Below are 21,225 nucleotides of genomic sequence, written 5' to 3'. Positions count from 1 at the left end.
GTCCCGGCGGGCGGTCAAGCGCGCCTCCAGCCGGGCACCCGCATTCGCTTACAATTCGACCATGCCATCGACCAACGACACCACTCCCGCACGGCCAGGCGCCCTCACCATCGCCGACGAGATCGACGCGTTGACGGACCCGGACTTCATGACCTCGTTCGCGCGCGGCCTGGCCGTGATCCGCGCCTTCGCCGATTCGCGCCAGCCGCAGACCATCGCCCAGATCAGCCAGCAGACCGGCATCCCGCGCGCCGCCGTGCGCCGCTGCCTGCACACGCTGCGCCAGCTCGGCTACGTCGATGCGCAGCTCAACAACTTCACCCTGCGACCGAAGGTCCTGACGCTGGGCTATTCCTACCTGTCGTCGACGCCGCTGACGCTGGCGGCGCAGCCCTGCCTGGACGGCGTCAGCAAGACGCTGGGGGAATCGAGCTCGCTCGCCGTGCTGGAAGAAGACCAGGTGCTGTACGTGGCGCGCGCGGCGACCTCGCGCGTGATGTCGGTGTCGCTCAGCGCCGGCAGCCGCCTGCCGGCCTATTGCACCTCGCTGGGCCGCGTGCTGCTGGCGCACCTGCCGCAAGGCGAACTGGATGCCTACCTGGCCCGCACGACGCTGCTGCCCCGGACGGAACGCACGATCACCGATCCGGACCGCCTGCGCGCGGTGCTGGGCGAAGTGCGCCGCGACGGCCATGCGGTCAACGACCAGGAACTGGAGCTGGGCCTGCGCTCGATCGCCGTGCCCGTGCGCGGCGCCTCCGGGCGCGTGCTCGCCGCGCTGAACGTGGGCGCCCAGGCGGCGCGGGTGTCGCACGAACGGATGGTGGAGGAATTCCTGCCCGTGCTGCAGCGGGGCGCGCAGGAGCTGGCCGTGCTGCTGCCGTAAACAATGTCTGCTCCCGTGCCGTGAAGCGTTGCTAAATTGCTGCATAGTTATAAGGGACACTGTCAAAAATGACAAAGTAATTACGCTCTCCACTATGATCGGAACCCAAGGCGTCCGGCCAAGAGAATGACGACACCGGGCCATGACAGGGAGAGTGAATGAAACCAAGGATGAAGGTGGCGGCGCGCGCCGTGCGGGGCGTGCTGCTGGCAGGTGGATGGATGGCGGCCGGCGTATTGGCCAACCCGGCGGCGGCCCAGGACGGGGTGGCGACGGCGCAAGCGGCGGCGGAAAAGACGGCGGATACTGCAACTCCGATGCCGACCGTCGAAATCACGGGCTCCGCGATCCGGCGCGTGCAGGCGGAAACGGCGCTGCCCGTGCAGACCGTGACCCGCGCGGAGATCGAGAAGGCCGGCGTGACCACGGCGTCGGAACTCATGACGCGCATCTCCGCCAACGTCAACGGCCTGACGGACGGCGCCAGCATCAACGTCGGCGGCGACCAGCGCGGCTTCAACAGCGCCAACCTGCGCGGCATCGGCACCTCGTCCACGCTCGTGCTGCTGAACGGCCGGCGCATGGCCAACTTCGCGTCGCCCGGCGACGACACGGGCGTCGACCTGAACAACATCCCGGCCGCCGCGCTGGAACGCGTGGAGGTGCTGCTGGACGGCGCCTCCGCCCTGTACGGCACGGACGCCATCGGCGGCGTCATCAACTTCATCACGCGCAAGGACTTCCAGGGCCTCGAGCTGAACGTCTACGGCGGCAAGACCCGCGAAGGCGGCGCCGGCAAGCGCACGGCCAGCATCGGCGTGGGCAAGGGCGACATCGAGCGCGACGGCTACAACGTGTTCGCCGTCGCCGACTTCCAGCGCACGAACGCGCTCAGCACGTCGCAGCGCAGCTTCATTCCCGGCCTGCAGGTCGAACAGCGCCTGGGCCACCTGCTGTCCGGCTATACGAGCCCGGCCAACATCCGCCTGACGTCCGCGCAGCGCGACCACCTGCAGGACATCGGCTTCACGATCAACGGCCAGCCGATCACGAACCGCCTGATCAACCTGTCGGTACCGAACTGCGCGCCGCCGGCCAACGTCTACCTGCCGGCCGGCACGGGCGGCGTCGACGCCTGCACGTATAACTACATGGGGGACACGGAGCTGTATCCGAAGTCGGAGAAGGCCAGCCTCCTCAGCCGCGGCGTGATCAAGCTGGGCGACGGCCACCAGGCCTATGCCGAGGTGGCGCTGTCGCGCTCCAAGACGGACTACACGGGTTCGTCCGCGCGCGTGACGGGCTACATCGACTATAGCCGCGTGCCGCAGCTGGCCGGCACGGGACTGGACCAGCTCGACGACGACATCCCCGGCGAACTCGAACTGCGCATGCGCCTGAACGAAGCGGGCCAGCGCACCAGCAGCCTGACCAGCGAAGGCGTGCGCATCGTCGTGGGCTTGACCGGCACCATCGGCGGCTGGGACTACGACACGGCGCTGAACCACAGCGTCAACACCGTCAAGGACAAGGACACCCACGGCTACCTGCTGTACGACCAGTTGCTGGCCGGCATCGCGGACGGCCGCATCAACCCGTTCGGCCCCTCCAGCGCCGAAGGCCGCGCGCTGATCGACAGCATCCAGGTCAACGACGACGTGCGCCACGCGCGCGGCACGATGGATTCGTGGGACTTCAAGTTCTCGCGCGCCCTGGCCCCGATGGCGGGCGGCGACCTGGCCGTGGCCATCGGCGGCGAGGCGCGGCGCGAGCGCAACGATTTCACGCCGTCCGCCCTCCTCCTGAGCGACAACATCAACAACGACGCGGCGCCGGAAGGCGGCCGCGCCACCCACGACAGCCGCACCATCGGCGCCGTCTACGGAGAGATGCTGCTGCCCTTCGCCAAGCAATGGGAAGCGCAGCTGTCCGCGCGCTACGACCACTACCAGCAGGTGGGTGGCGCGGCCAGCCCGAAGATCGGCCTGTCCTACCGCCCCGCAGCCGGCGTGCTGCTGCGCGGATCGGCCGGCCGCGGCTTTCGCGCGCCGTCGATGACGGAGCTGCACCGTCCCACCGTCTACAGCAGCACGGCCACCCTGCCCGACCCCGTGTACTGCGCGACGGTCGAGAACAACTACGCCGACTGCGCCGACAACTGGGACACGCGCCGCTACAGCAACCCGGACCTGAAGCCGGAGCGCAGCCGCCAGTTCTCGCTGGGCGCCGTGGCCGCCATCGGCAGCCACGTCAACGCCTCGCTCGACTACTGGAACATCAAGCGCACCGACTTGATCAGCGAGATCGGCGACGACATCATCCTCTCGAACCTCGACAAGTACGGCGACCTGGTGCACCGCGACGAGGACGGCCTGATCGACTACATCGACCTGCGCAAGGAAAACCGCGGCGCCCAGCTGGCCAAGGGCCTGGACCTGGCCATCACCGTGCGCGGCGTGGACACGCCGGTGGGCCGCTTCGGCGGACGCCTGAACGGCACCTACGTGCTGTCGTCCAAGATCCAGAATGCCCCGGGCGACCCCTACGTCAGCAACCTGAACCACTTCGTCACGGACGGCGTGGTGCAGCGCTGGCGCCATACGGTCACGTTCGACTGGGACCGCGGCCCGTTCTCGGCCAGCCTGTCGAACACCTTCTCGAGCGGCTACGAGGACCAGAACACGGCGATCAACATCGACGACGGCAGCGTGGTGGCGAAGAACCACGTCAAGTCGTATTCATTGTGGGACCTGTCGGGCGCCTACGTGTTCAACCCGCACCTGAAACTGCGCCTGGGCATCCAGAACATGTTCGATCGCAGTCCGCCGTATTCGAACCAGGCCTATTACTTCCTGTCGGGGTACGATCCGAGCTATACGGATCCGCGCGGAAGGCGGTTCTACGCGAGCGCGACGTACGCGTTCCGTTGAGTATTCCCCGGCGGCCTCGGATGACGGGCGGGCCGCCGGCGGATTCTCGCCGGATGCGCCTTATTTCTTCACGAAGCGCAGCGCGAACTTGTCGTCGGGGCGCCCGTCCATCTTGAAGAAGGGCTGGTCGCGCGGGTCGTCGGCGACGTGCAGGTAGTCGCTGGAGCCATCGAGCACGAAACCGGCCTTGATGACTTCCGCGATCACGGCGGCGCGGTCGATGCGATGCAGGGTCTTGGTCGCGCCGAGGCCGCTACCCTCCCTGGCGGCATTGTCGATCACGACGAAGCGGCCGCCGGGCTTGAGCGCGGCGAACAGGCGCCGGTTCATCGCTTCGCGGTCGGTGCCGGCGTTGACGATGTCGTGGTAATTCATCACCAGCGTGATCAGGTCGAAGGGGCCTGCGTCCTTCGGTACCGGATCGTCGAACGAAGCCACGAACGGATGCAGGTTGGCCTGCGGATGCTGCGCCAGGCGCTGGCCCAGCGAGTCCGATGCCTTCGGGTTATGCGCCCAGACTTCGCCGCCCGGCGCGACGGCCAGGGCCAGCAATTCCGACGTCGCGCCGCCGGCGGCCACCAGGTCCAGCACCTTCATGCCGGGACGGACCTGGGCGAACGCGAGGAACTCGGCCGGCTTGCGCTTGCCGTCGGCGGCCCGATCGGCGTCGGTGCGTGCCGGACTGGCGATGGCCGCCTGGTAGCGCGAGGCGGCATCGGTATCGGCCGCGCGGGCGAAAGGAACGACCGCGCCCGCGCATGCCAGTACGAACACGGCGCATGCCGGAAGGCGTTTATGGGAGTTGTGCATCATATAGTTTCTCCTTGAGGGCAAGACCGCCAGTGTACAGCTTGGCATGCCGGCCGACGTGGAGAGCTCGCGGAGGCCTCTACTACGACAGGGTCCGACTCACGATGGATGCACAAAGCAAAAAAGCCAGCTATCAAGCTGGCTTTCTTGTCCTAATCCTGGTGGGCGGTGCAAGTTTCGAACTTGCGACCCCAGCAGTGTGAATGCTGTGCTCTACCCCTGAGCTAACCGCCCTACTTTTCCTGCTTTGCTGCGAATGCATCGCTGCAATGACGAGCATTATAGGGGGAAATTTGCGTTCTGTCACCCCTGCGGAGAATATTTTCTCCAAACGCATTCTCCCTTCACCCCTTTGTCGAGTGCGGCGAGCACATTCTCGTGCTCGGCGAGCTCGTCCTCGGCTGCCGCGACGACGAGGATCTCGCCCAGCGGACCCGCTTCCAGCACGATGCCGCCGGCGCTCGTCTCGACCTCGACGTCCATCGACAGCGTGTTCTGGCCGCGCGTCATGGCCAGGTAGACGTCGGCCAGCAGCTCCGAGTCCAGCAATGCGCCGTGCAGCTTGCGGTGGGCATTCGAGATACCGTAGCGGTCGCACAGGGCATCCAGCGAGTTGCGCTTGCCCGGGTGCAGTTCCTTGGCCTGGACCAGGGTGTCGATCACGTTGGTGCAATGCTCGACGAACGGCGGCATGCCGATGCGCTGGAATTCGTGGTTCAGGAAGCCCAGGTCGAACGGCGCGTTGTGGATGATGATTTCCGCGTCCTTGATGAAGTCGCGCAGCTCTTCGGCGATTTCATGGAACTTCGGCTTATCGCTCAGGAATTCGGTGGTCAGACCGTGCACCGCCAGCGCCGCCTCGTCCGAGTCGCGCTCGGGATTGATGTAGCGGTGGTAGTTATTGCCGGTCAGCTTGCGGTCGACGATTTCGACGCAGCCGACTTCGACGATGCGGTCGCCGGTGCGCGGATTCAGGCCCGTGGTTTCGGTATCGAGGACGATTTGGCGCATGCGCGTGGGGATTCTCAAACGTGAAAGGAAGACCCCTCAGTATACCAAAGGGGTCGGGGGAACGCAGTGCGGGCCGGCGGCAGCGGTCAGCGCTTGACGGACGCGCAGCCCATATTGGCGAGCACGTCGGCGCGCTCGTTGCCCGGATGGCCGTTGTGGCCGCGTACCCAGCGCCATTCGACGGCGTGCTGCTGCTGGGCGGCGTCGAGCGCCTTCCACAGGTCGTCGTTCTTGACGGGTTCCTTGGTCGAGGTCTTCCAGCCGCGCGCCTTCCAGCCGTGGATCCACTCGGAGATGCCCTTCTGCACGTACTGGCTGTCCGTGTGCAGGACGACCTGGCAGGGACGGTTCAGCGTGGTCAACGCCTCGATCACGGCGCGCAATTCCATGCGGTTGTTGGTGGTATTGGCTTCGCCACCATAGATTTCCTTCTGGTGGCCGCCTTCGGCCGTCAACAGCGCGCCCCAGCCGCCGGTGCCCGGATTTCCCTTGCAGGCACCGTCGGTGAAGATTTCTACTTTGGTCATGCTGTTCGTTTCCCTCGTGTTGACTTTTATTTATGTCGTTCGTTGCGATTCGTGGCCGGCACCGCTTGCGGCGCCTTGGCCTTTTTCTTGTTCCAGGCCGGGCCGATCAGGTGCATGCCCTTGACGCGCTTGATGGCGTGGACGATGTAGACGGCGCCCAGGTAGGGCCACCAGCGCTGCCCCGCGCCTTCGACGAAGGCGAAGCGGTTCAGCCATTGCGCGGTGCGGAACGGTGGCGCGTAACAGCCGAAATGGCTGCGCGTGGCCCCCAGATTGAGCAATTTTAACCAGTCTTTGAGACGTGGCAAAGAAATGAACTCGCCGGCCGCCGGCAGGTAGTCGCTGCTCGTGATCCGCCCCATCCCCTGGCGCATGCCCCACATGCTGGCCGGGTTGAAGCCGCAGATGATCAATTGCCCCTCCGGGATCAGGACCCGCTCGACCTCGCGCAGCACCTGGTGCGGCTCTTCGGCGAACTCGAGCACATGCGGCAGCACGACCAGGTCCAGGCTCTGCGAGGCGAACGGCAGGTCGGCGAAATCCAGCGCCACCGAGATCTGCTTGCCGCTCGTGGCGATGGCCAGCTCGTCCTCGGTGGACGTGCGCGTGGCCGCGACCCATTTGTTGGGCATGCGGCTGGCGGCCAGGGCGTCGATCTGCGGCAGGCCGATCTGCACCGCATTGAAGCCGAAGATATCGACCGTCAACTCGTCCAGGCAGGCCTGCTCCCAGGCGCGCACATAGGCTCCCGCCGGCGATTGCAGCCAGTGGTCGAGCGCTATAATGGATTTTTCGGATGACGCGCTATCCATGACTAACCCTTTTCGATCCCTCATATGACCCAGACGATGACTCCATTACGTCCTGAACTTGCCGTATTGACGGTGCCTGCTTTCCAGGACAATTACCTCTGGCTCATCCACGACGGCGACAGCGCGGCGGTCGTCGATCCGGGCGACGGCGAGCCGATCCTGGACGCCCTGCGCGCGCATGGACTCACCCTGACCGCCATTCTACTCACCCATCATCACGCTGACCACATCGGCGGCGTGCCGCGCCTGCTGCAAGAATATCAGGTCCCCGTGTTCGGCCCGCGCAACGACGGCATCGACGCCGTCACGCATCCGCTGGGCGAAGGCGACCGCGTCGCCGTGCCGGGACTGGCGCTGGAATGCTCGGTGCTGGACGTGCCCGGCCACACGCTGGGCCATATCGCCTATGTGCGGGAAACGCCGGGGGAACGGTGGCTGTTCTGCGGGGATACGCTGTTCGGCGCCGGCTGCGGCCGCCTGTTCGAAGGCACGCCGGCGCAAATGAAGGCGTCGCTGGACAAGCTGGCCGCCCTGCCCGACGACACGCTCGTGTATTGCGCCCACGAATACACGCTGTCGAACCTGCGGTTTGCCCAGGCCCTGGAACCGGACAACCGGGCCTTGCAGATGCGCGTGGAGAACGACAGCAAGCTGCGCGGCACCCACCTGCCGACGGTGCCGTCGAATATCGCGATCGAAAAGGCGACGAATCCCTTCCTGCGTGCGACGCAACCGGCGATCCTGGCGAGCCTGGTCGCGGCGGGACGCTTGCCGGCGGGCGCGGACGCGGCGCCGGACGCCGTCAGCGCGTTCGCGGCGCTGCGCGAATGGAAGAACGTGTTCTGACGCGCATGGTGGGCCAGTCATGCCCACCTGCGTGGTGACTTCTACCGTACCCGGCATTCTGACGGTGGGCACCACCTGCCCACCGTCCGACCAACCTCAGATTTCCTCGTACAGCGGCAAGGTCAGGAATTCCGCGAAGTCTTCCGACGTCGACATCTGTTCGAAGATCTCCGCCGCGCGCGCATAGCTCGGGTTGTCGCCGTTCGGCGCCACGTCCTTCACCTTGGCCAGTTCTTCCGGGATCATCGCGCGCACCATCTCGGCCGTGACCTTGCGGCCGTCGTCCAGCACGCCCTTCGGCGTACGGATCCATTGCCACACCTGGGAGCGGCTGATCTCGGCCGTGGCCGCATCTTCCATCAGGTTGTGGATCGGCACGCAGCCGTTGCCGGCCAGCCAGGCACCCAGGTAGTGGATGCCGACATTGATGTTGTAGCGCAGGCCCGCCTCCGTGATGGGCGCCTCCGGCTTGAAGTCGAGCAGGTCGGCGGCGGAGACGTCGACGTCCGGGCGCAGCTTGTCGATCTGGTTCGGGCGGTCGCCCAGCACTTTCCTGAATTCCGTCATCGCCGGCTCGACGAGGCCCGGGTGGGCGACCCAGCCGCCGTCGTAGCCGTCGGTCGCGTCGCGCGATTTGTCGCCGATCACGCCGGCCATGGCGACCGCATTCTTTTCCGGGTCGTTCTTGATGGGGATGAGGGCCGACATGCCGCCGATCGCCGGCGCGCCGCGCTTGTGGCAGGTCTGCAGCAGCAGCAAGGCATAGGCGCGCATGAACGGCGCCGTCATCGTCACCTTGGGGCGGTCGGCCAGGCAGAAGTCCTTGTCCAGCTTGAACTTCTTGATGCACGAGAAGATGTAGTCCCAACGGCCCGCGTTCAGGCCGGCGCTGTGCTCGCGCAGTTCGTACAGGATCTCGTCCATCTCGAAGGCGGCCAGGATCGTCTCGATCAGCACGGTGGCCTTGATGGTGCCCTGCGGCAGGCCCAGCTCGCGTTGCGTCATGACGAAGATGTCGTTCCACAGGCGCGCTTCCAGGTGCGATTCCATCTTCGGCAGGTAGAAATACGGGCCGGCGCCGCGCGCCATTTGCTCCTTGGCGTTGTGGAACATGAACAGCGCGAAGTCGAAGATGCCGCCCGAGACGCGCTTGCCGTCCACCAGCACGTGCTTTTCGTCCAGGTGCCAGCCGCGCGGGCGCACGACCAGCGTGGCGACCTTCTCGTTCAGCTTGTACTGCTTGCCGTTCTGTTCCAGGGAGATCGTGCCGCGCACGGCGTCGCGCATGTTCAGCTGGCCCGTGATCTGGTTGTCCCAGTTCGGCGTGTTCGAATCCTCGAAGTCGGTCATGTAGCTGTCCGCGCCCGAGTTCAGCGCATTGATGACCATCTTGCGTTCGACGGGGCCCGTGATCTCCACGCGACGGCACTCCAGCGCCTTCGGGATCGGGGCGATCTTCCAGTCGCCGCCGCGGATAGGGGCCGTCTCGGCCAGGAAGTCCGGACGCTCGCCGGCATCCAGGCGCTTCGCGCGCTCGGTGCGGGCTGCCAGCAATTGCTGGCGGCGCGGCTCGAATTCGCGGCTCAGCTTGGCTACCAGCGCGAGCGCGTCCGGGGTCAGGATCTGGTCGTATCCCGGCTTGATCTCGGCGCGGATCTCCATTCCGGCGGGGGTGGCGATGGTCATGGCGTGCTCCTCTGTAGTGTTGAAATCGTTCAACGCGGCTTGGCGTTTGCTATACGGTCAAGTATATTCACTCCAGCCTACCTAAACGAGACAAAAAATACATTCATCTGTGCGTTTTTATCACAGATGAAGGAGACAGCATGGGACAGTTCCGCCAGATTTCCACCTTCGTCGAGGTCGTCGCCCGCGGCAGCCTGTCGGCCGCGGCACGGGCCGAGGGCATCGCCCCGGCCATGATCGGACGCCGCCTGGATGCGCTGGAAGCCCGCCTCGGCGTCAAGCTGCTGCAGCGCACGACGCGGCGCCTGGCGCTCACCGACGAGGGCGCGGCCTTCCTCGAGGATTGCCAGCGTATCCTGGCCGAGCTGGAGGAAGCGGAAAGCGCCGTCTCGGAACGTAGCGCGCGCGCCAGCGGCCACCTGCTGGTGTCGGCGCCGGCCGGCTTCGGGCGCCAGCACGTCGCGCCCCTCCTGCCCTCCTTCCTGGCCGAACACCGCGACGTCACCGTCAACCTGAACCTGAACGACCGCGTCGTCGACGTGGTCGGCGAAGGCGTCGACGTGGCCGTGCGCATAGCCGGCCTGACGGACTCCAATCTGATTGGCGTCAAACTCGCCGACAACCGCCGCGTGGTCGTGGCGGCGCCGGCGTACCTGAAACGCCACGGTACGCCGCGCACGCCGGACGACCTGGTACGTCACAATTGCCTTGCGATCAGCAGCGAAGGCAGCCAGCGCGGCTGGAATTTCCGCGAGAGCGGCCAGACCATCACGGTGAAGGTGGCCGGCAATATGGAGTGCAACGACGGCGAAGTACTGCACGACTGGGCGCTGGCGGGACGCGGCCTGGCGTGGCGCTCGCTGTGGGAAGTGGGTGTGGCGATCGAGTCGGGCCGGCTGGTGCCGGTGCTGGAGGAATACGCGGCGCCCGGCAACGACATCTTCGCGGTCTTTGCACAACGGCGTCACTTGCCGCTACGCATCCGTTTATTCGTCGATTTCCTGCGGCGGGCTTATGCCCAGCCGGATTATTGGCGCAAGACCGGCGGCGCCTGAAAAGCAATCAACATCCGCAAACCAGGCCATTCCAGCTCAGCAATTTGCAGATGCTGGACAAAAAAAATCCCCGGAAATTCCGAGGATTTTTTTGCACGTCATTCAGCGCATTACAGCGGCTGGATGTTCGATGCTTGCTTGCCCTTCGGACCGGAGGTCACGTCGAACGACACGCGCTGGTTTTCTTGCAGCGACTTGAAGCCCTGGGTTTGGATCGCCGAGAAGTGAGCGAACAGGTCTTCGCCACCTTCGTCCGGGGTGATGAAGCCGAAGCCCTTGGAGTCATTGAACCATTTTACGATGCCAGTTGCCATTACAATTTCCTATTTCAGTTAAAGTGGACTTAACGTCCGTTTATGATCGTTTGAAGAAGCAAGAAACAAATGACAGACTAACTGCACTGCTACCTCGAATCCAACGATCCCGCATTATACCGAATAAAACCGAATGTATACAGTTTTCGCAAAATAAAACCCCTGATCACGTAACATTCCTAAAGCCAACTTTTACGCGCTCTTTTTGCTTCGGCAGTACGGAAAATATAGGTCATCGATGGTTGCCAAGTTTGTCTTGGATCAAACGACTCCCGGACAGTATTTTTGTTCAGGATCTAAATGCCGGGCTCATCGTTGGGATAGGACCCTTTCGGGTCGCGCAGGCCCCAGGCCACGAACGTGTCGAGCTCGCCCAACCAGGCGCGCCATTCCGTCGGGTTGACGGAGTCGAAGGTGGTCAGCACGCGCAGGCGCTGCTCGAGGGCGCGCGCGTGCTGGCCCAGGCCGCGGAAGCCGAACGTGGCCGACGATCCGGCCAGCGTGTGCAGCACCGCCTGCAGCTGCGCGATCAATGCCCCCTGCGGCCGCGCCACGTCGAAGGCCTCGCGCGCCGCCGACAGGCGGCCCAGCGTTTGCGGCAGGCTGGCGGCGAACTTGCCGTTCAGCTCCGCCAGGCGTGCGAAGAATTCCTCGTCCGCGCCGCTGCTCATGGCTTACTTGGTGCCGAAGATGCGGTCGCCCGCGTCGCCCAGGCCGGGGATGATGTAGGCGTGGTCGTTCAGGTGGCTGTCCAGCGAGGCGACGTACAGCTTGACGTTCGGATGCGCCTTGTGGAACACCTCCACGCCTTCCGGCGCCGCCACCAATGCCAGGAAGATGATCTGGTCGTCGGACACGCCGCGCTTCTTGAGCACGTCCACGGCGTACACGGCCGAGTTGCCGGTCGCCACCATGGGGTCGCACAGGATGAAGGTGCGCTCGTTGGTGTCCGGCAGGCGCACCAGGTATTCGACCGGCAGGTGGGTGTCCGGGTCGCGGAACACGCCGATGTGGCCGACGCGTGCCGACGGCACCAGTTCCAGCAGACCGTCGCTCATGCCGACGCCGGCGCGCAGGATCGGGACGATGGCCAGCTTCTTGCCCGCGATGACGGGCGCGTCGATGGTTTCGAGCGGCGTGTCGATCTGGCGGGTGGTCAGCGGCAGGTCGCGCGTGATCTCGTAGCCCATCAGCAGCGTGATCTCCTTGAGCAGCTCGCGGAACGTGCGGGTCGACGTGCCGCGGTCGCGCATGTGCGACAGCTTATGCTGGATCAGGGGATGGTTGGTGATGAACAGGTTCGGAAACCGCGGATCTTGTTTCATTGTCGACATGGGAATCTTGGTTGGTGCGAAGGGCGCCATTATCCCAGCCGCGCGCCCGTTTGTCCCGCCTTTTTGTCGAAGACATATGGCTACGCCGGCAGCGCCCGCGCCAGGATCGCCGCGCAGTCGACGCCCGCCGGCAGCCGCCCGAACGCCCCGCCCGCGTCGCGCGCGATGCGCGACGCCAGGAAGGCGTCCGCCACGCTCGCGGGCGCATGGCGCAGCAGCAGGCCCGCCTGCACGGCCACCACGAGACGCTCGGCCAGCCGGCGCGCGCCGCCCTCGTCGCCGGCCGCGTGCGCCAGCGCTTCCAGCAGGTCGGCGCAATAGGCATCGTAGCGGCCGTCGCGCCCGGCCGCCGGCGCCAGCTCGGCCGCCAGCGCCTCGCGCACTTCCGGGCCCTTCGACAGGGCGCGCAGCACGTCCAGGCACATCACGTTGCCCGACCCCTCCCAGATCGAATTGACGGGCAGTTCGCGGTACAGGCGCGCCAGCGGACCGTCCTCGACGTAGCCGTTGCCGCCCATGACTTCCATCGCCTCGGCGCCGAACGCGGGGCCGCGCTTGCAGATCCAGTACTTGCCGGCCGGCGTGAGCACGCGCGCCAGCAGCGCCTCGTGCGGATCGTCGGCATGGTCGAAGCAGCGCGCCAGGCGCAGCGCGAATGCCGTCGCCGCCTCCGACTCGAGCGCCAGGTCGGCCAGCACGTTCTGCATCAGCGGCTGCTCGGCCAGCGGCCGGCCGAACGCGACGCGTCCGCGCGCATGGTGCAGCGCATGCGTCAGCGCGGCGCGCATGGTGCCGGCGCTGCCCAGCACGCAATCGAGGCGCGTGTGGCTGCCCATCTCGAGGATCGTCGGGATGCCGCGCCCCTCCTTGCCGATCATCCAGCCGACGGCGTCGCAGAACTCCACCTCCGACGACGCGTTCGAGCGGTTGCCCAGCTTGTTCTTCAGGCGCTGGACGCGCACGGCGTTGCGGCTGCCGTCGGGCAGGTAGCGCGGCACGAAGAAGCAACTGAGGCCCGCGCCGCCGCCCGCATCGGTCTGCGCCAGGATCAGGTGGGCGTCGGCCTGCGGCGCCGAGAAGAACCACTTGTGGCCGACGATGTTCCAGGCCTGCGCATGCTCGTCGCCGAAGCGCTCCCGTGCCTGCGCCGGATCGATCGGCGCGGCGCGCGTCGTGTTGGCGCGCACGTCCGAGCCGCCCTGCTTTTCCGTCATGCCCATGCCCACCAGCGCGCCGCGCTTCTGCTCGACGGGCAGCGAACGCGGATCGTAATCGCGCGACAGGATCTTCGGCAGCCAGCGCGCGGCCAGCGCCGGCGCCTGGCGCAGGGCCGGCACGGCCGCGTAGGTCATGGTCACCGGGCACTGGCTGCCGTTCTCGACCTGGCCGAACATCAGGTAAGCGGTGGCACGCGCCACCTGGGCGCCGCCGCGCGGGGCTTCCCACGGCAGCGAATGGGCGCCGTTCTCGACCAGCAGCGCCATCAGCGCGTGCCAGGCCGGATGGAACTCGATCTCGTCGACGCGCCGGCCCTGGCGGTCGTAGCCGACCAGGCGCGGACCGTGTTCGTTGGCGAGCCGCGCGAGTTCCTGCAGGTCGCGCGCGCCCAGCCGTTCGCCCAGGCGGTCGAGTTCGGCCGCGGCCCAGCCGCCGCCCTCCCGCTCCAGCCCTTCGCGCAGCGCCGCGTCGCAGCGGAACAGGTTGACGTCGCCGAACGGCGGCGCCTGGTTGATGACGTCGTGGGTGTCGAAGCGGTTCATGGCGGTCTCCTCCATCGATCGGGGGGCGGGGCTATATTTGTTGCAACGTAGCATCATCTTCAATATGAAAAAGTTTCCTTGCTGCACTATATCAGCGACAATGCACCAGTTCCGCGCTTGCCTCGCCTTAACGATAAGGCAACAAGGCTAGCGCAAAGCCTCATGCCGGGCAAGCATGGCAGTCCCAAAATCCCGACTGCGATGCATCAAGCAGGTGTGAACGCGCCACGAGGAAATTGTCATGTTTGATGCTTCACGGAATTTTTCAGTGATACATTGTTTGTCGATTTGGTACACTCGTACGGTTTCACTGAAATCCAGGCTCCTGCCCAGCTAACAGAAAGCAGATATTTCAACAATGCGTGCCAGTTCACCCGCAGTACCGCACGAGGAGCCCCGCGATGCCCTTCCCGCCGCGAGCCTGGACGGCTTCATGGAGGCGGCGGGCGACATCGTGTTCCGGCTCGATCCGGGGGGACTGATCCAGTTCGCCAGCCAGCGCACGCTGCGCACGCTGGGCAGCAGCGACGCCGCACCGCTCGCCGGCAGGCCAATGCTCGCGCTGGCCCCGGAAGCGGACCAGCCGGCGCTGCGCAATGCCATCATCGACGCCAGCGCGGTCGCCATCGCCGACCCCGTGCTGGTCGAAGTACGGCTGCGCGCGGCAGACAAGGACATGGGCGACAAGGAAACCTGGTACGAGCTGCGCATCAGCAGCCTGCCCGGCAGCCATGAACTGCTCGCCATCGGGCGCGACATGTCCGCCCAGCGTGCCACCGAGCAGCGCCTGCGCCACATGGCCACGCACGACGCGCTGACGGAGCTGCCCAACCGCCTGCTGCTGTCCGACCGCATCCGCATGGTGATCGCCAGCGCGCGCCGCTCCGGCCAGGGCTTCTCGGTCGCCACCATCGGCCTGGACGGCTTCAAGAAGGTCAACGACGGCCTCGGCCACCCGGTCGGCGACGCCATCCTGCGCCAGGCCGCGGCGCGCCTGCGCAAGACGCTGCGCGACAGCGACACGCTGGCCCGCGTCGGCGGCGACGAGTTCGTCGCGGTGCTGCCCGGCACCTATACCGCGGCCCAGATCAAGCTCGTGACGGGCCGCCTGCTGGCGGCCCTGCAGTCGCCGTTCGAGATCGACAGCCACACGATCTACCTGGGCGCGTCGGTGGGCGTGTCGATCTACCCGGAACATGCGGAAGACGAAGTGCGCCTGCTGGCGATGGCCGATGCCGCCATGGGCCGCTGCAAGGAAACCGGCGGCGGCAGGAGCGTCGTCTACAACCTGAAGGACAGCGGCCCGCCGCAGCACGACATCTCGCTGGAAGCGGCGATGTTCCAGGCCGTGCGCGAAGGCGAATTCCTGCTGTACTACCAGCCCATCGTGAGCAGCCGCTCGCGCCAGATCGAAGGCTTCGAGACGCTGATGCGCTGGAAGCACCCGGTGCTGGGCATGGTGCCGCCCGTGCGCTTCATCCCGATCGCCGAGACCAACGGCCTCATCAACCTGCTGGGCGCCTGGGCACTGAAGGCTGCGCTGGTGCAGCTGCGCCAGTTCGAGGAGGTGGCCAAGCGCGAGCTGTACATCTCCGTCAACATCAGCCCGCGCCAGTTCCGCAACGACAAATTCCTGTCCGTCCTCGACGATGCGCTGGCCTTTTCCGGCACCCCGGGCGACAAGCTGGTGCTCGAGATCACCGAAGGCACGCTGATGATCGACCCGCTGCACGCCGAGGCGATCCTGGCCAAGATGACGGAGCGGCGCGCGCGCATCGCGATCGACGACTTCGGCACCGGCTACTCGAGCCTCGCCTACCTGAAGCGCTTCCCGATCTCGGTGCTGAAGATCGACCGGGCCTTCATCAAGGACCTGCCCGCGTCGACCAAGGACGCCGCCATCTGCAACGCCGTGCTCGACCTGGCCAAGCACCTCGACCTGTCGGTCGTCGCCGAGGGCGTGGAAACCGAAGAACAACTCGCGTATGTCGAGTCGCGCGGCTGCGATTACGTGCAGGGCTACCTGACCGGCAAGCCGATGCCGGCCCACGTGGCCATGGCCGCGCTCAGGGAAAACCTGTACGCCGAACTGCTGCCGGACGAACTACGGGTGGGCAAACCATGAATCAACTGAACTTCGAACGGTCGCCGAAGGCCGACGCCACCCTCGCCCTGCTGTGGGAACGCGTCCGCCGGCGCGGCGACATGCCCGGCTTTACCCGCGCGATCAACGCCATCCTGGCCTCCATGCGCGGCGAGGACGAGGCCGATTTCTCGATGGCCGAGACGGTGCTGTCCGATCCCGTGCTGACGCAGAAGGTGCTGCGCCTGGCCAACAGCGGCATGTACTCGGCGTTCGGCCAGCGCATCAACACGGTGTCGAAGGCGATCCTCGTGCTGGGCACCGAGGCGATCGGCCACCTGGCGCTGGGCCTGAAGCTGATCGAGGAACTGAGCAAGTCGACGCCGGATTCGCTGCAGGCCCAGATCGAGATGGAAAAGGCGGTCCTGGCCGGCATGGTCGCGCACCAGGTCGCGGCCCAGGCCCGCGTGAAGGACGCCGAGGAAGCCGTGGTGTGCTCGATCCTGCACTCGCTGGGCCGCATGATGGTGACCTTCTACCTGCCCGAGCAATGGGTGCTGCTGCAGCAGGCCGGCGGCGCCGGCGGCGAGGACGCGGCGGCGCACGCCCAGCTCGGCCTCCCGCTGGAACAGATCGGCCGCGCGACGGCCGAGCACTGGGGCCTGCCGCGCAACCTGATCGCCGGCATGCGCCGCGTCGAGCCGGGCGAGCGCGGCGAGCAGTTCGGCCACGACGACTGGCTGGCCGCGCTGGGCACCATGGCGTCGCAGACGGCGGACTCGCTGTGGCATGACGAGGACACGGGCGCCGACGAGGTGCAGAAGATCGCGGAGAGTTTCGCGCCCATGATCGGCATCGAGCCCGACTCCATTGTCGGCGCCATCGAGAAGGCCAAGGAAGAAGCGGCGGCCGACCTGTCGATCGCGCCGCTGGCCAACCCGCCCGAGAAGCGCGCGCGCGAAGCGGCCGCCACGCGCATGCGCGAGGCCGGCAACAAGATCCTGATGAGCGGCGTGGCCGACATGCGCGACGCTGCCGCCGGCGCCACGCCGGGGCAGATGATGTCGATGGCCATCGAGACGGCCTACCACGGCCTGTCGTTCACGCGCGCCTTCGGCTTCCTGCGCAGCCGCCGCGACGGCAAGTACACGGCCAAGATCGGCCTGGGCGACCATGCCAAGGCCCTGCTGCCGCAACTGGCCTTCGACGACGCCTACGACCCGAACGTGTTCTTCGCCGCCCTCGGCAGCGACCGCGTGATCTTCATCGAGAACGCGCGCGATCCCAAGTTCTCGAGCAAGCTGCCCGACTGGTGGAAGGCGTCGCTGCAGGAGGCGCGCTGCTTCGTCATCATCCCGCTGTGCACGCACGGCGAGCCGGTCGGCTTCATCTACGGCGACTGGGACGACCGCTATCCGACGGTGTACCTGAGCCAGACCGAGTTCGCGATGCTGAACGACTTGCGCGGGCTGGTCGTGAAGACGGTCGAGCGCAGGCAGCAGGCGGAAGCGGCGGCGCTCAGGACCTGAACGTCAACGACGTCGTCCCTGCCTGCGCAGGGACGACGTTGGTTTAGACCGTTTGTTTACGCCAGCTTCGGGGTATCGACCCTGACATCCCCGCACTGCGCCCGGTGCATCAACGCATGATCGATCAGCACCAGCGCCAGCATCGCCTCGGCGATCGGCGTGGCGCGGATGCCCACGCAGGGATCGTGGCGGCCGAAGGTCTCGACCTCCACCGGATTGCCGGCCTTGTCGATCGAGCGGCGCGGCGTGCGGATCGACGACGTCGGCTTGATGGCGATGGAGACCGTGATGTCCTGCCCCGTCGAGATCCCGCCCAGCACGCCGCCGGCGTTGTTGCCGACGAAGCCCTGCGGCGTCAGTTCGTCGCCATGCTCGGAACCCTTCTGCGCCACCGACGCGAAGCCGGCGCCGATCTCCACGCCCTTGACCGCGTTAATCCCTATCATCGCATAGGCGATGTCGGCATCGAGCTTGTCGTACAGCGGCTGGCCCAGGCCCACGGGGACGTTCTTCGCCACCACGTCGATGCGCGCGCCGATCGAGTCGCCGGCGCGGCGCAGCTCGTCCATCGCGGCTTCCATCCGCGCGATCAGCGCCGCGTCGCCGGTGGCGGCGAAGAAGGGATTCGCATGCACGTGCTCCCAGCCCTGGAACGGCACGTCGATGTCGCCCAGCGCGCCCATGCAGCCCATGAATTCGGTACCGAAGCGCTCGCGCAGCCACTTCTTGGCGATGGCGCCGGCGCCGACCACGGGCGCGGTCAGGCGCGCGGAGGAACGGCCGCCGCCGCGCGGGTCGCGCACGCCGTACTTGTGCCAGTACGTATAGTCGGCGTGGCCCGGACGGAAGGTCTCGGCGATGTTGCCGTAGTCCTTGCTGCGCTGGTCCTCGTTGGGGATCAGCAGCGCGATCGGCGTGCCGGTGGTGACGCCCTCGTACACGCCCGACAGGATCTGCACGCGGTCCGCTTCCTGGCGCTGCGTCACATGGCGCGACGTGCCGGGCTTGCGACGGTCCAGCTCGGGCTGGATGTCGGCCTCGGACAGCGCCATCCCCGGGGGACAGCCATCGATCACGCAGCCGATCGCGGGACCGTGCGACTCGCCGAAGGTGGTAACGGAAAACAGCTTGCCAAATGTGTTGCCGGACATTGAGAACTCTGGACTTGTAAGAAGGGAAAGGAAGATTCTACAGTATCGGGCCCGGCGCGGTCATTTGACAACACCTGTCACTATCGCAACTGTTGCCTCAAAGAATTTTTTCCTGGGCCTTGAGTATTGCATATATACTAGGTTCAAAGAACCGCGCTCACTGGAGAAGTAGCACATGCCCGCACCGAACGCGCCCTCGGGCGCTGCGCAGGACGACGATCTGGTATTCGTCGACGAAACGCCTGCCGCGCCGCAACCTGGCGCAGCAGGCGCATGGCGGGTGCTGATCGTGGACGACGATGCCGACGTCCACTCGACCACGACCTTCGCCCTCGGCAGCCTCGAGCTGCACGGGCGCCCGCTGGAATTCCTGCATGCCTATTCGCGCGCCCAGGCCGAGCGCCTGCTCGAGCGCGAACGCGACATCGCCGTGATCCTGCTCGACGTCGTCATGGAACAGGCCGACGCCGGCCTGCAACTGGTACGCCACATCCGCGACGTGCTGGGCATGCACGACGTGCGCATCCTGCTGCGCACGGGCCAGCCCGGCTATGCGCCGGAAATGGATGCGATCCGCGGCTACGACATCAACGACTACCGCACCAAGTCCGAACTGACCCGCACCAAGCTGTACACCAGCGTGGCGGCGGCGATCCGCGCCTACGAGCAGATCCACGCGCTCGAGGACAGCCGGGCCGGCCTGGCCCAGGTGGTGCGCGCGAATACGGAGCTGATGGCGCTGCACTCGATCAGCGAGATGACCCAGGGCATCCTGCGCGAAGCGGCCCTGCTGCTGGGCCAGCCGGCGCACGGCCTGCTGTGCGCCAGCGCGCCCGGCGACCGTCCGGAAGCCTGGCACGTGCTGGCGAGCTGCGGCGACTGCGCGGGCCTGGTGGCCGACGGGATGCTGGCACGCACGGCCCACGGCCCCGCCGCCGCCATCGCGCGCACGCTCGAGCGGCGGGCCAACGTCTACGACGCGCACGAACTGACCTTGTACTTCCGCGGCAAGTCGCACGCCGACTTCGCCGCCTACCTGCGCCTGGAGCGCCCCGTCGACGCGCTGCGCCGCGGCCTGCTCGACGTGTTCGCCAGCAGCCTCGCCGTCGGCCTGGACAACGTGGCGCTGATGACGGACCTGCAGCGCGCCGCCTTCTACGACGGCCTGACCGGCCTGCCCAACCGCACCCGCCTTGTCGAGCTGATCGACGACAGCCTGCGCCTGCGCCAGGACAGCGACGCCACCCTGTGCCTCGTCGACATCGACCATTTCGCCGAAACCAACGACGCGCTCGGCCACCAGTTCGGCGACGCGCTGCTGGTGGCCGTGGCGCAGCGCCTGCGTACGCGCCTGGACGCGCGCCTGGCGCTGGCGCGCATCGGCGGCGACATCTTCTGCGTGCTGGGCCCATGCTGCCAGCTCGACCCGGCCCTGCTCCACGCGCAGTTCGATACCCCGTTCTCGATCGAGGGCCAGGACGTGCAGGTCTCGGCCACGCTGGGCCTCGTGCGCCTGCGCGAGCACGACGGCAACGGCACGGACGCCCTGAAGGATGCGGACATCGCGCTCAAGCGCGCCAAGACCAAGCAGCGCGGCGGCCACTTCTATTTTTCGCGGGCGATGGGCGTCGAGACGCGCGAACGCGTGCGCCTGATGCATGCGCTGCGCAGCGGCTTCGCGCGCGGTGAACTGTTCCTCGCCTACCAGCCGCAGGTGGAGCTGGGCGCGCGCCGCGCGTTCGGCGCCGAGGCCCTGCTGCGCTGGCGCACCGAGGACGGCCGCTTCGTGCCGCCGGACCGCTTCATTCCGATCGCCGAGTATTCCGGCCTGATCATCGACATCGGCGCCTGGGTGCTGCGCGAGGCCTGCGCCGAACTGATGCGCGTGCGCGCGGCCGGCCACCTCGACTTCACGATGTCGATCAACGTGTCGCAGGTGCAGTTCCGCCATCCGCACTTCATCGACATGCTGCGCCGCGCCCTGCACGAGACGGGCGCCCCGCCGGAACGGGTCGAGCTTGAGATCACGGAATCGATGGCCATGGAAGAGCCGGACCTGCTGATCGAGCGCCTCGCCGAGATCAAGCGTACCGGCGTATCGATCGCGATCGACGACTTCGGGACGGGGTTTTCCTCGCTGTCCTACCTGCAGCGCCTGCAGGTGGACCGGCTCAAGATCGACCGCGCCTTCGTCACCGAGATCACGGGATCGGCGCGCGGCAGCAGCATCGCCGAGATGGTTATCGAGCTGGGCCGCAACCTGGGCCTGTCGATCATCGCCGAGGGCGTCGAGGACGAGCGCCAGGCGCAGATCCTGCAGTCGCTCGGCTGCCCGCTGGCGCAGGGCTACCTGTTCGCGCGGCCGCTGGCGCCGCAGGCGCTGCTGGAGTGGCTGGGGAACGATGCGCTGACGCGCGCGGCCTGAACGAACGATACGCGCGAACGGCATCGCCCCTGCCTGTGAACTGACCCAGAGAAGTTAGACATAACT

Annotated in this window: 17 protein-coding genes and 1 tRNA gene; 7 read left to right on the top strand and 11 right to left on the bottom strand. The window is 66.7% G+C overall.

The features are described from left to right. Positions 1-61: 61 nt before the first annotated feature. Positions 62-886 (top strand): IclR family transcriptional regulator C-terminal domain-containing protein, encoded by an 825-nt coding sequence (locus QPK32_RS17360; protein WP_290414050.1) that lies wholly within the window; start codon positions 62-64, stop codon positions 884-886. Between the two features lie 158 nt (positions 887-1,044). After that, positions 1,045-3,816 carry a TonB-dependent receptor gene (locus QPK32_RS17355; RefSeq protein WP_290414049.1) on the top strand — a complete coding sequence of 924 codons (2,772 nt, stop codon included), beginning with the start codon at positions 1,045-1,047 and terminating at the stop codon, positions 3,814-3,816. Positions 3,817-3,876: 60 nt separating this feature from the next. On the opposite strand, the gene QPK32_RS17350 is transcribed toward QPK32_RS17355, so the two are convergent. The 5 genes from QPK32_RS17350 to QPK32_RS17330 all read right to left on the bottom strand — a co-directional run bounded on the left by QPK32_RS17350 (position 3,877) and on the right by QPK32_RS17330 (position 6,976). Next, a complete protein-coding gene (locus tag QPK32_RS17350; protein ID WP_290414048.1) occupies positions 3,877-4,629 on the bottom strand; it encodes a class I SAM-dependent methyltransferase in 753 nt (250 codons plus the stop codon). 156 nt (positions 4,630-4,785) lie between these two features. Then, positions 4,786-4,860 (bottom strand) — tRNA-Val (locus QPK32_RS17345). A gap of 69 nt (positions 4,861-4,929) precedes the next feature. Next, complete coding sequence (gene dnaQ, locus QPK32_RS17340; RefSeq protein ID WP_290414047.1) at positions 4,930-5,637, bottom strand: DNA polymerase III subunit epsilon; 708 nt, start codon at positions 5,635-5,637, stop codon at positions 4,930-4,932. Positions 5,638-5,723: 86 nt separating this feature from the next. Then, positions 5,724-6,164 carry a ribonuclease HI gene (gene rnhA, locus QPK32_RS17335; protein ID WP_290414046.1) on the bottom strand — a complete coding sequence of 147 codons (441 nt, stop codon included), beginning with the start codon at positions 6,162-6,164 and terminating at the stop codon, positions 5,724-5,726. A gap of 26 nt (positions 6,165-6,190) precedes the next feature. Next, a complete protein-coding gene (locus QPK32_RS17330; RefSeq protein ID WP_290414045.1) occupies positions 6,191-6,976 on the bottom strand; it encodes a class I SAM-dependent methyltransferase in 786 nt (261 codons plus the stop codon). A gap of 24 nt (positions 6,977-7,000) precedes the next feature. Here QPK32_RS17330 and gloB point away from each other — a divergent pair, with 24 nt between their 5' ends. Further along, positions 7,001-7,822 (top strand): hydroxyacylglutathione hydrolase, encoded by an 822-nt coding sequence (gene gloB / locus QPK32_RS17325; RefSeq protein WP_290414044.1) that lies wholly within the window; start codon positions 7,001-7,003, stop codon positions 7,820-7,822. Between the two features lie 96 nt (positions 7,823-7,918). Here gloB and aceB read toward each other — a convergent pair whose 3' ends face one another. Further along, positions 7,919-9,508 carry a malate synthase A gene (gene aceB / locus QPK32_RS17320; RefSeq protein ID WP_290414043.1) on the bottom strand — a complete coding sequence of 530 codons (1,590 nt, stop codon included), beginning with the start codon at positions 9,506-9,508 and terminating at the stop codon, positions 7,919-7,921. A gap of 140 nt (positions 9,509-9,648) precedes the next feature. On the opposite strand from aceB, the gene QPK32_RS17315 reads away from it, so the two are divergent. Further along, positions 9,649-10,563, top strand: coding sequence for a LysR family transcriptional regulator (locus tag QPK32_RS17315; protein ID WP_290414042.1), 915 nt, complete (start codon positions 9,649-9,651; stop codon positions 10,561-10,563). A gap of 110 nt (positions 10,564-10,673) precedes the next feature. Here the strand turns inward: QPK32_RS17315 and QPK32_RS17310 are convergent, their stop codons facing one another. From QPK32_RS17310 to QPK32_RS17295, 4 genes are all read right to left on the bottom strand, one after another. Beyond that, positions 10,674-10,877 (bottom strand): cold-shock protein, encoded by a 204-nt coding sequence (locus tag QPK32_RS17310; protein WP_036231758.1) that lies wholly within the window; start codon positions 10,875-10,877, stop codon positions 10,674-10,676. 296 nt (positions 10,878-11,173) lie between these two features. Next, a complete protein-coding gene (locus QPK32_RS17305; RefSeq protein ID WP_290414041.1) occupies positions 11,174-11,548 on the bottom strand; it encodes an Hpt domain-containing protein in 375 nt (124 codons plus the stop codon). Positions 11,549-11,551: 3 nt separating this feature from the next. Beyond that, entirely contained in the window at positions 11,552-12,202 is a 651-nt protein-coding gene (gene upp / locus QPK32_RS17300; protein ID WP_290414040.1) for a uracil phosphoribosyltransferase, read from the bottom strand. Between the two features lie 89 nt (positions 12,203-12,291). Then, positions 12,292-13,971, bottom strand: coding sequence for an isovaleryl-CoA dehydrogenase (locus QPK32_RS17295; RefSeq protein ID WP_290414039.1), 1,680 nt, complete (start codon positions 13,969-13,971; stop codon positions 12,292-12,294). 358 nt (positions 13,972-14,329) lie between these two features. Here QPK32_RS17295 and QPK32_RS17290 point away from each other — a divergent pair, with 358 nt between their 5' ends. Continuing rightward, complete coding sequence (locus QPK32_RS17290) at positions 14,330-16,096, top strand: bifunctional diguanylate cyclase/phosphodiesterase (RefSeq protein ID WP_290414038.1); 1,767 nt, start codon at positions 14,330-14,332, stop codon at positions 16,094-16,096. Next, positions 16,093-17,583 carry an HDOD domain-containing protein gene (locus tag QPK32_RS17285; RefSeq protein ID WP_290414037.1) on the top strand — a complete coding sequence of 497 codons (1,491 nt, stop codon included), beginning with the start codon at positions 16,093-16,095 and terminating at the stop codon, positions 17,581-17,583. The genes QPK32_RS17290 and QPK32_RS17285 overlap by 4 nt, the downstream gene beginning before the upstream one ends. A gap of 56 nt (positions 17,584-17,639) precedes the next feature. Here the strand turns inward: QPK32_RS17285 and aroC are convergent, their stop codons facing one another. After that, positions 17,640-18,734 carry a chorismate synthase gene (gene aroC / locus QPK32_RS17280; RefSeq protein WP_290414036.1) on the bottom strand — a complete coding sequence of 365 codons (1,095 nt, stop codon included), beginning with the start codon at positions 18,732-18,734 and terminating at the stop codon, positions 17,640-17,642. 175 nt (positions 18,735-18,909) lie between these two features. Here aroC and QPK32_RS17275 point away from each other — a divergent pair, with 175 nt between their 5' ends. Then, entirely contained in the window at positions 18,910-21,159 is a 2,250-nt protein-coding gene (locus QPK32_RS17275) for an EAL domain-containing protein (protein WP_290414035.1), read from the top strand. Positions 21,160-21,225 lie beyond the last annotated feature (66 nt).

It is taken from the genome of Massilia sp. YIM B02763, assembly GCF_030412015.1.
In the GTDB taxonomy this organism is placed as follows: Bacteria; Pseudomonadota; Gammaproteobacteria; order Burkholderiales; family Burkholderiaceae_D; genus Telluria.
The sequence above is the reverse complement of the archived record's forward strand: the minus strand, read 5'-3'. Positions and strand labels throughout refer to the sequence as shown.

Excerpts from the sequence above, each read along its gene's own strand:
- QPK32_RS17360 (WP_290414050.1), top strand. The coding sequence starts at position 62 with ATGCCATCGACCAACGACACCACTCCCGCACGGCCAGGCGCCCTCACC.
- QPK32_RS17355 (WP_290414049.1), top strand. The coding sequence starts at position 1,045 with ATGAAACCAAGGATGAAGGTGGCGGCGCGCGCCGTGCGGGGCGTGCTG.
- QPK32_RS17350 (WP_290414048.1), bottom strand. The coding sequence starts at position 4,629 with ATGATGCACAACTCCCATAAACGCCTTCCGGCATGCGCCGTGTTCGTA.
- dnaQ (WP_290414047.1), bottom strand. The coding sequence starts at position 5,637 with ATGCGCCAAATCGTCCTCGATACCGAAACCACGGGCCTGAATCCGCGC.
- rnhA (WP_290414046.1), bottom strand. The coding sequence starts at position 6,164 with ATGACCAAAGTAGAAATCTTCACCGACGGTGCCTGCAAGGGAAATCCG.
- QPK32_RS17330 (WP_290414045.1), bottom strand. The coding sequence starts at position 6,976 with ATGGATAGCGCGTCATCCGAAAAATCCATTATAGCGCTCGACCACTGG.
- gloB (WP_290414044.1), top strand. The coding sequence starts at position 7,001 with ATGACCCAGACGATGACTCCATTACGTCCTGAACTTGCCGTATTGACG.
- aceB (WP_290414043.1), bottom strand. The coding sequence starts at position 9,508 with ATGACCATCGCCACCCCCGCCGGAATGGAGATCCGCGCCGAGATCAAG.
- QPK32_RS17315 (WP_290414042.1), top strand. The coding sequence starts at position 9,649 with ATGGGACAGTTCCGCCAGATTTCCACCTTCGTCGAGGTCGTCGCCCGC.
- QPK32_RS17310 (WP_036231758.1), bottom strand. The coding sequence starts at position 10,877 with ATGGCAACTGGCATCGTAAAATGGTTCAATGACTCCAAGGGCTTCGGC.
- QPK32_RS17305 (WP_290414041.1), bottom strand. The coding sequence starts at position 11,548 with ATGAGCAGCGGCGCGGACGAGGAATTCTTCGCACGCCTGGCGGAGCTG.
- upp (WP_290414040.1), bottom strand. The coding sequence starts at position 12,202 with ATGAAACAAGATCCGCGGTTTCCGAACCTGTTCATCACCAACCATCCC.
- QPK32_RS17295 (WP_290414039.1), bottom strand. The coding sequence starts at position 13,971 with ATGAACCGCTTCGACACCCACGACGTCATCAACCAGGCGCCGCCGTTC.
- QPK32_RS17290 (WP_290414038.1), top strand. The coding sequence starts at position 14,330 with ATGCGTGCCAGTTCACCCGCAGTACCGCACGAGGAGCCCCGCGATGCC.
- QPK32_RS17285 (WP_290414037.1), top strand. The coding sequence starts at position 16,093 with ATGAATCAACTGAACTTCGAACGGTCGCCGAAGGCCGACGCCACCCTC.
- aroC (WP_290414036.1), bottom strand. The coding sequence starts at position 18,734 with ATGTCCGGCAACACATTTGGCAAGCTGTTTTCCGTTACCACCTTCGGC.
- QPK32_RS17275 (WP_290414035.1), top strand. The coding sequence starts at position 18,910 with ATGCCCGCACCGAACGCGCCCTCGGGCGCTGCGCAGGACGACGATCTG.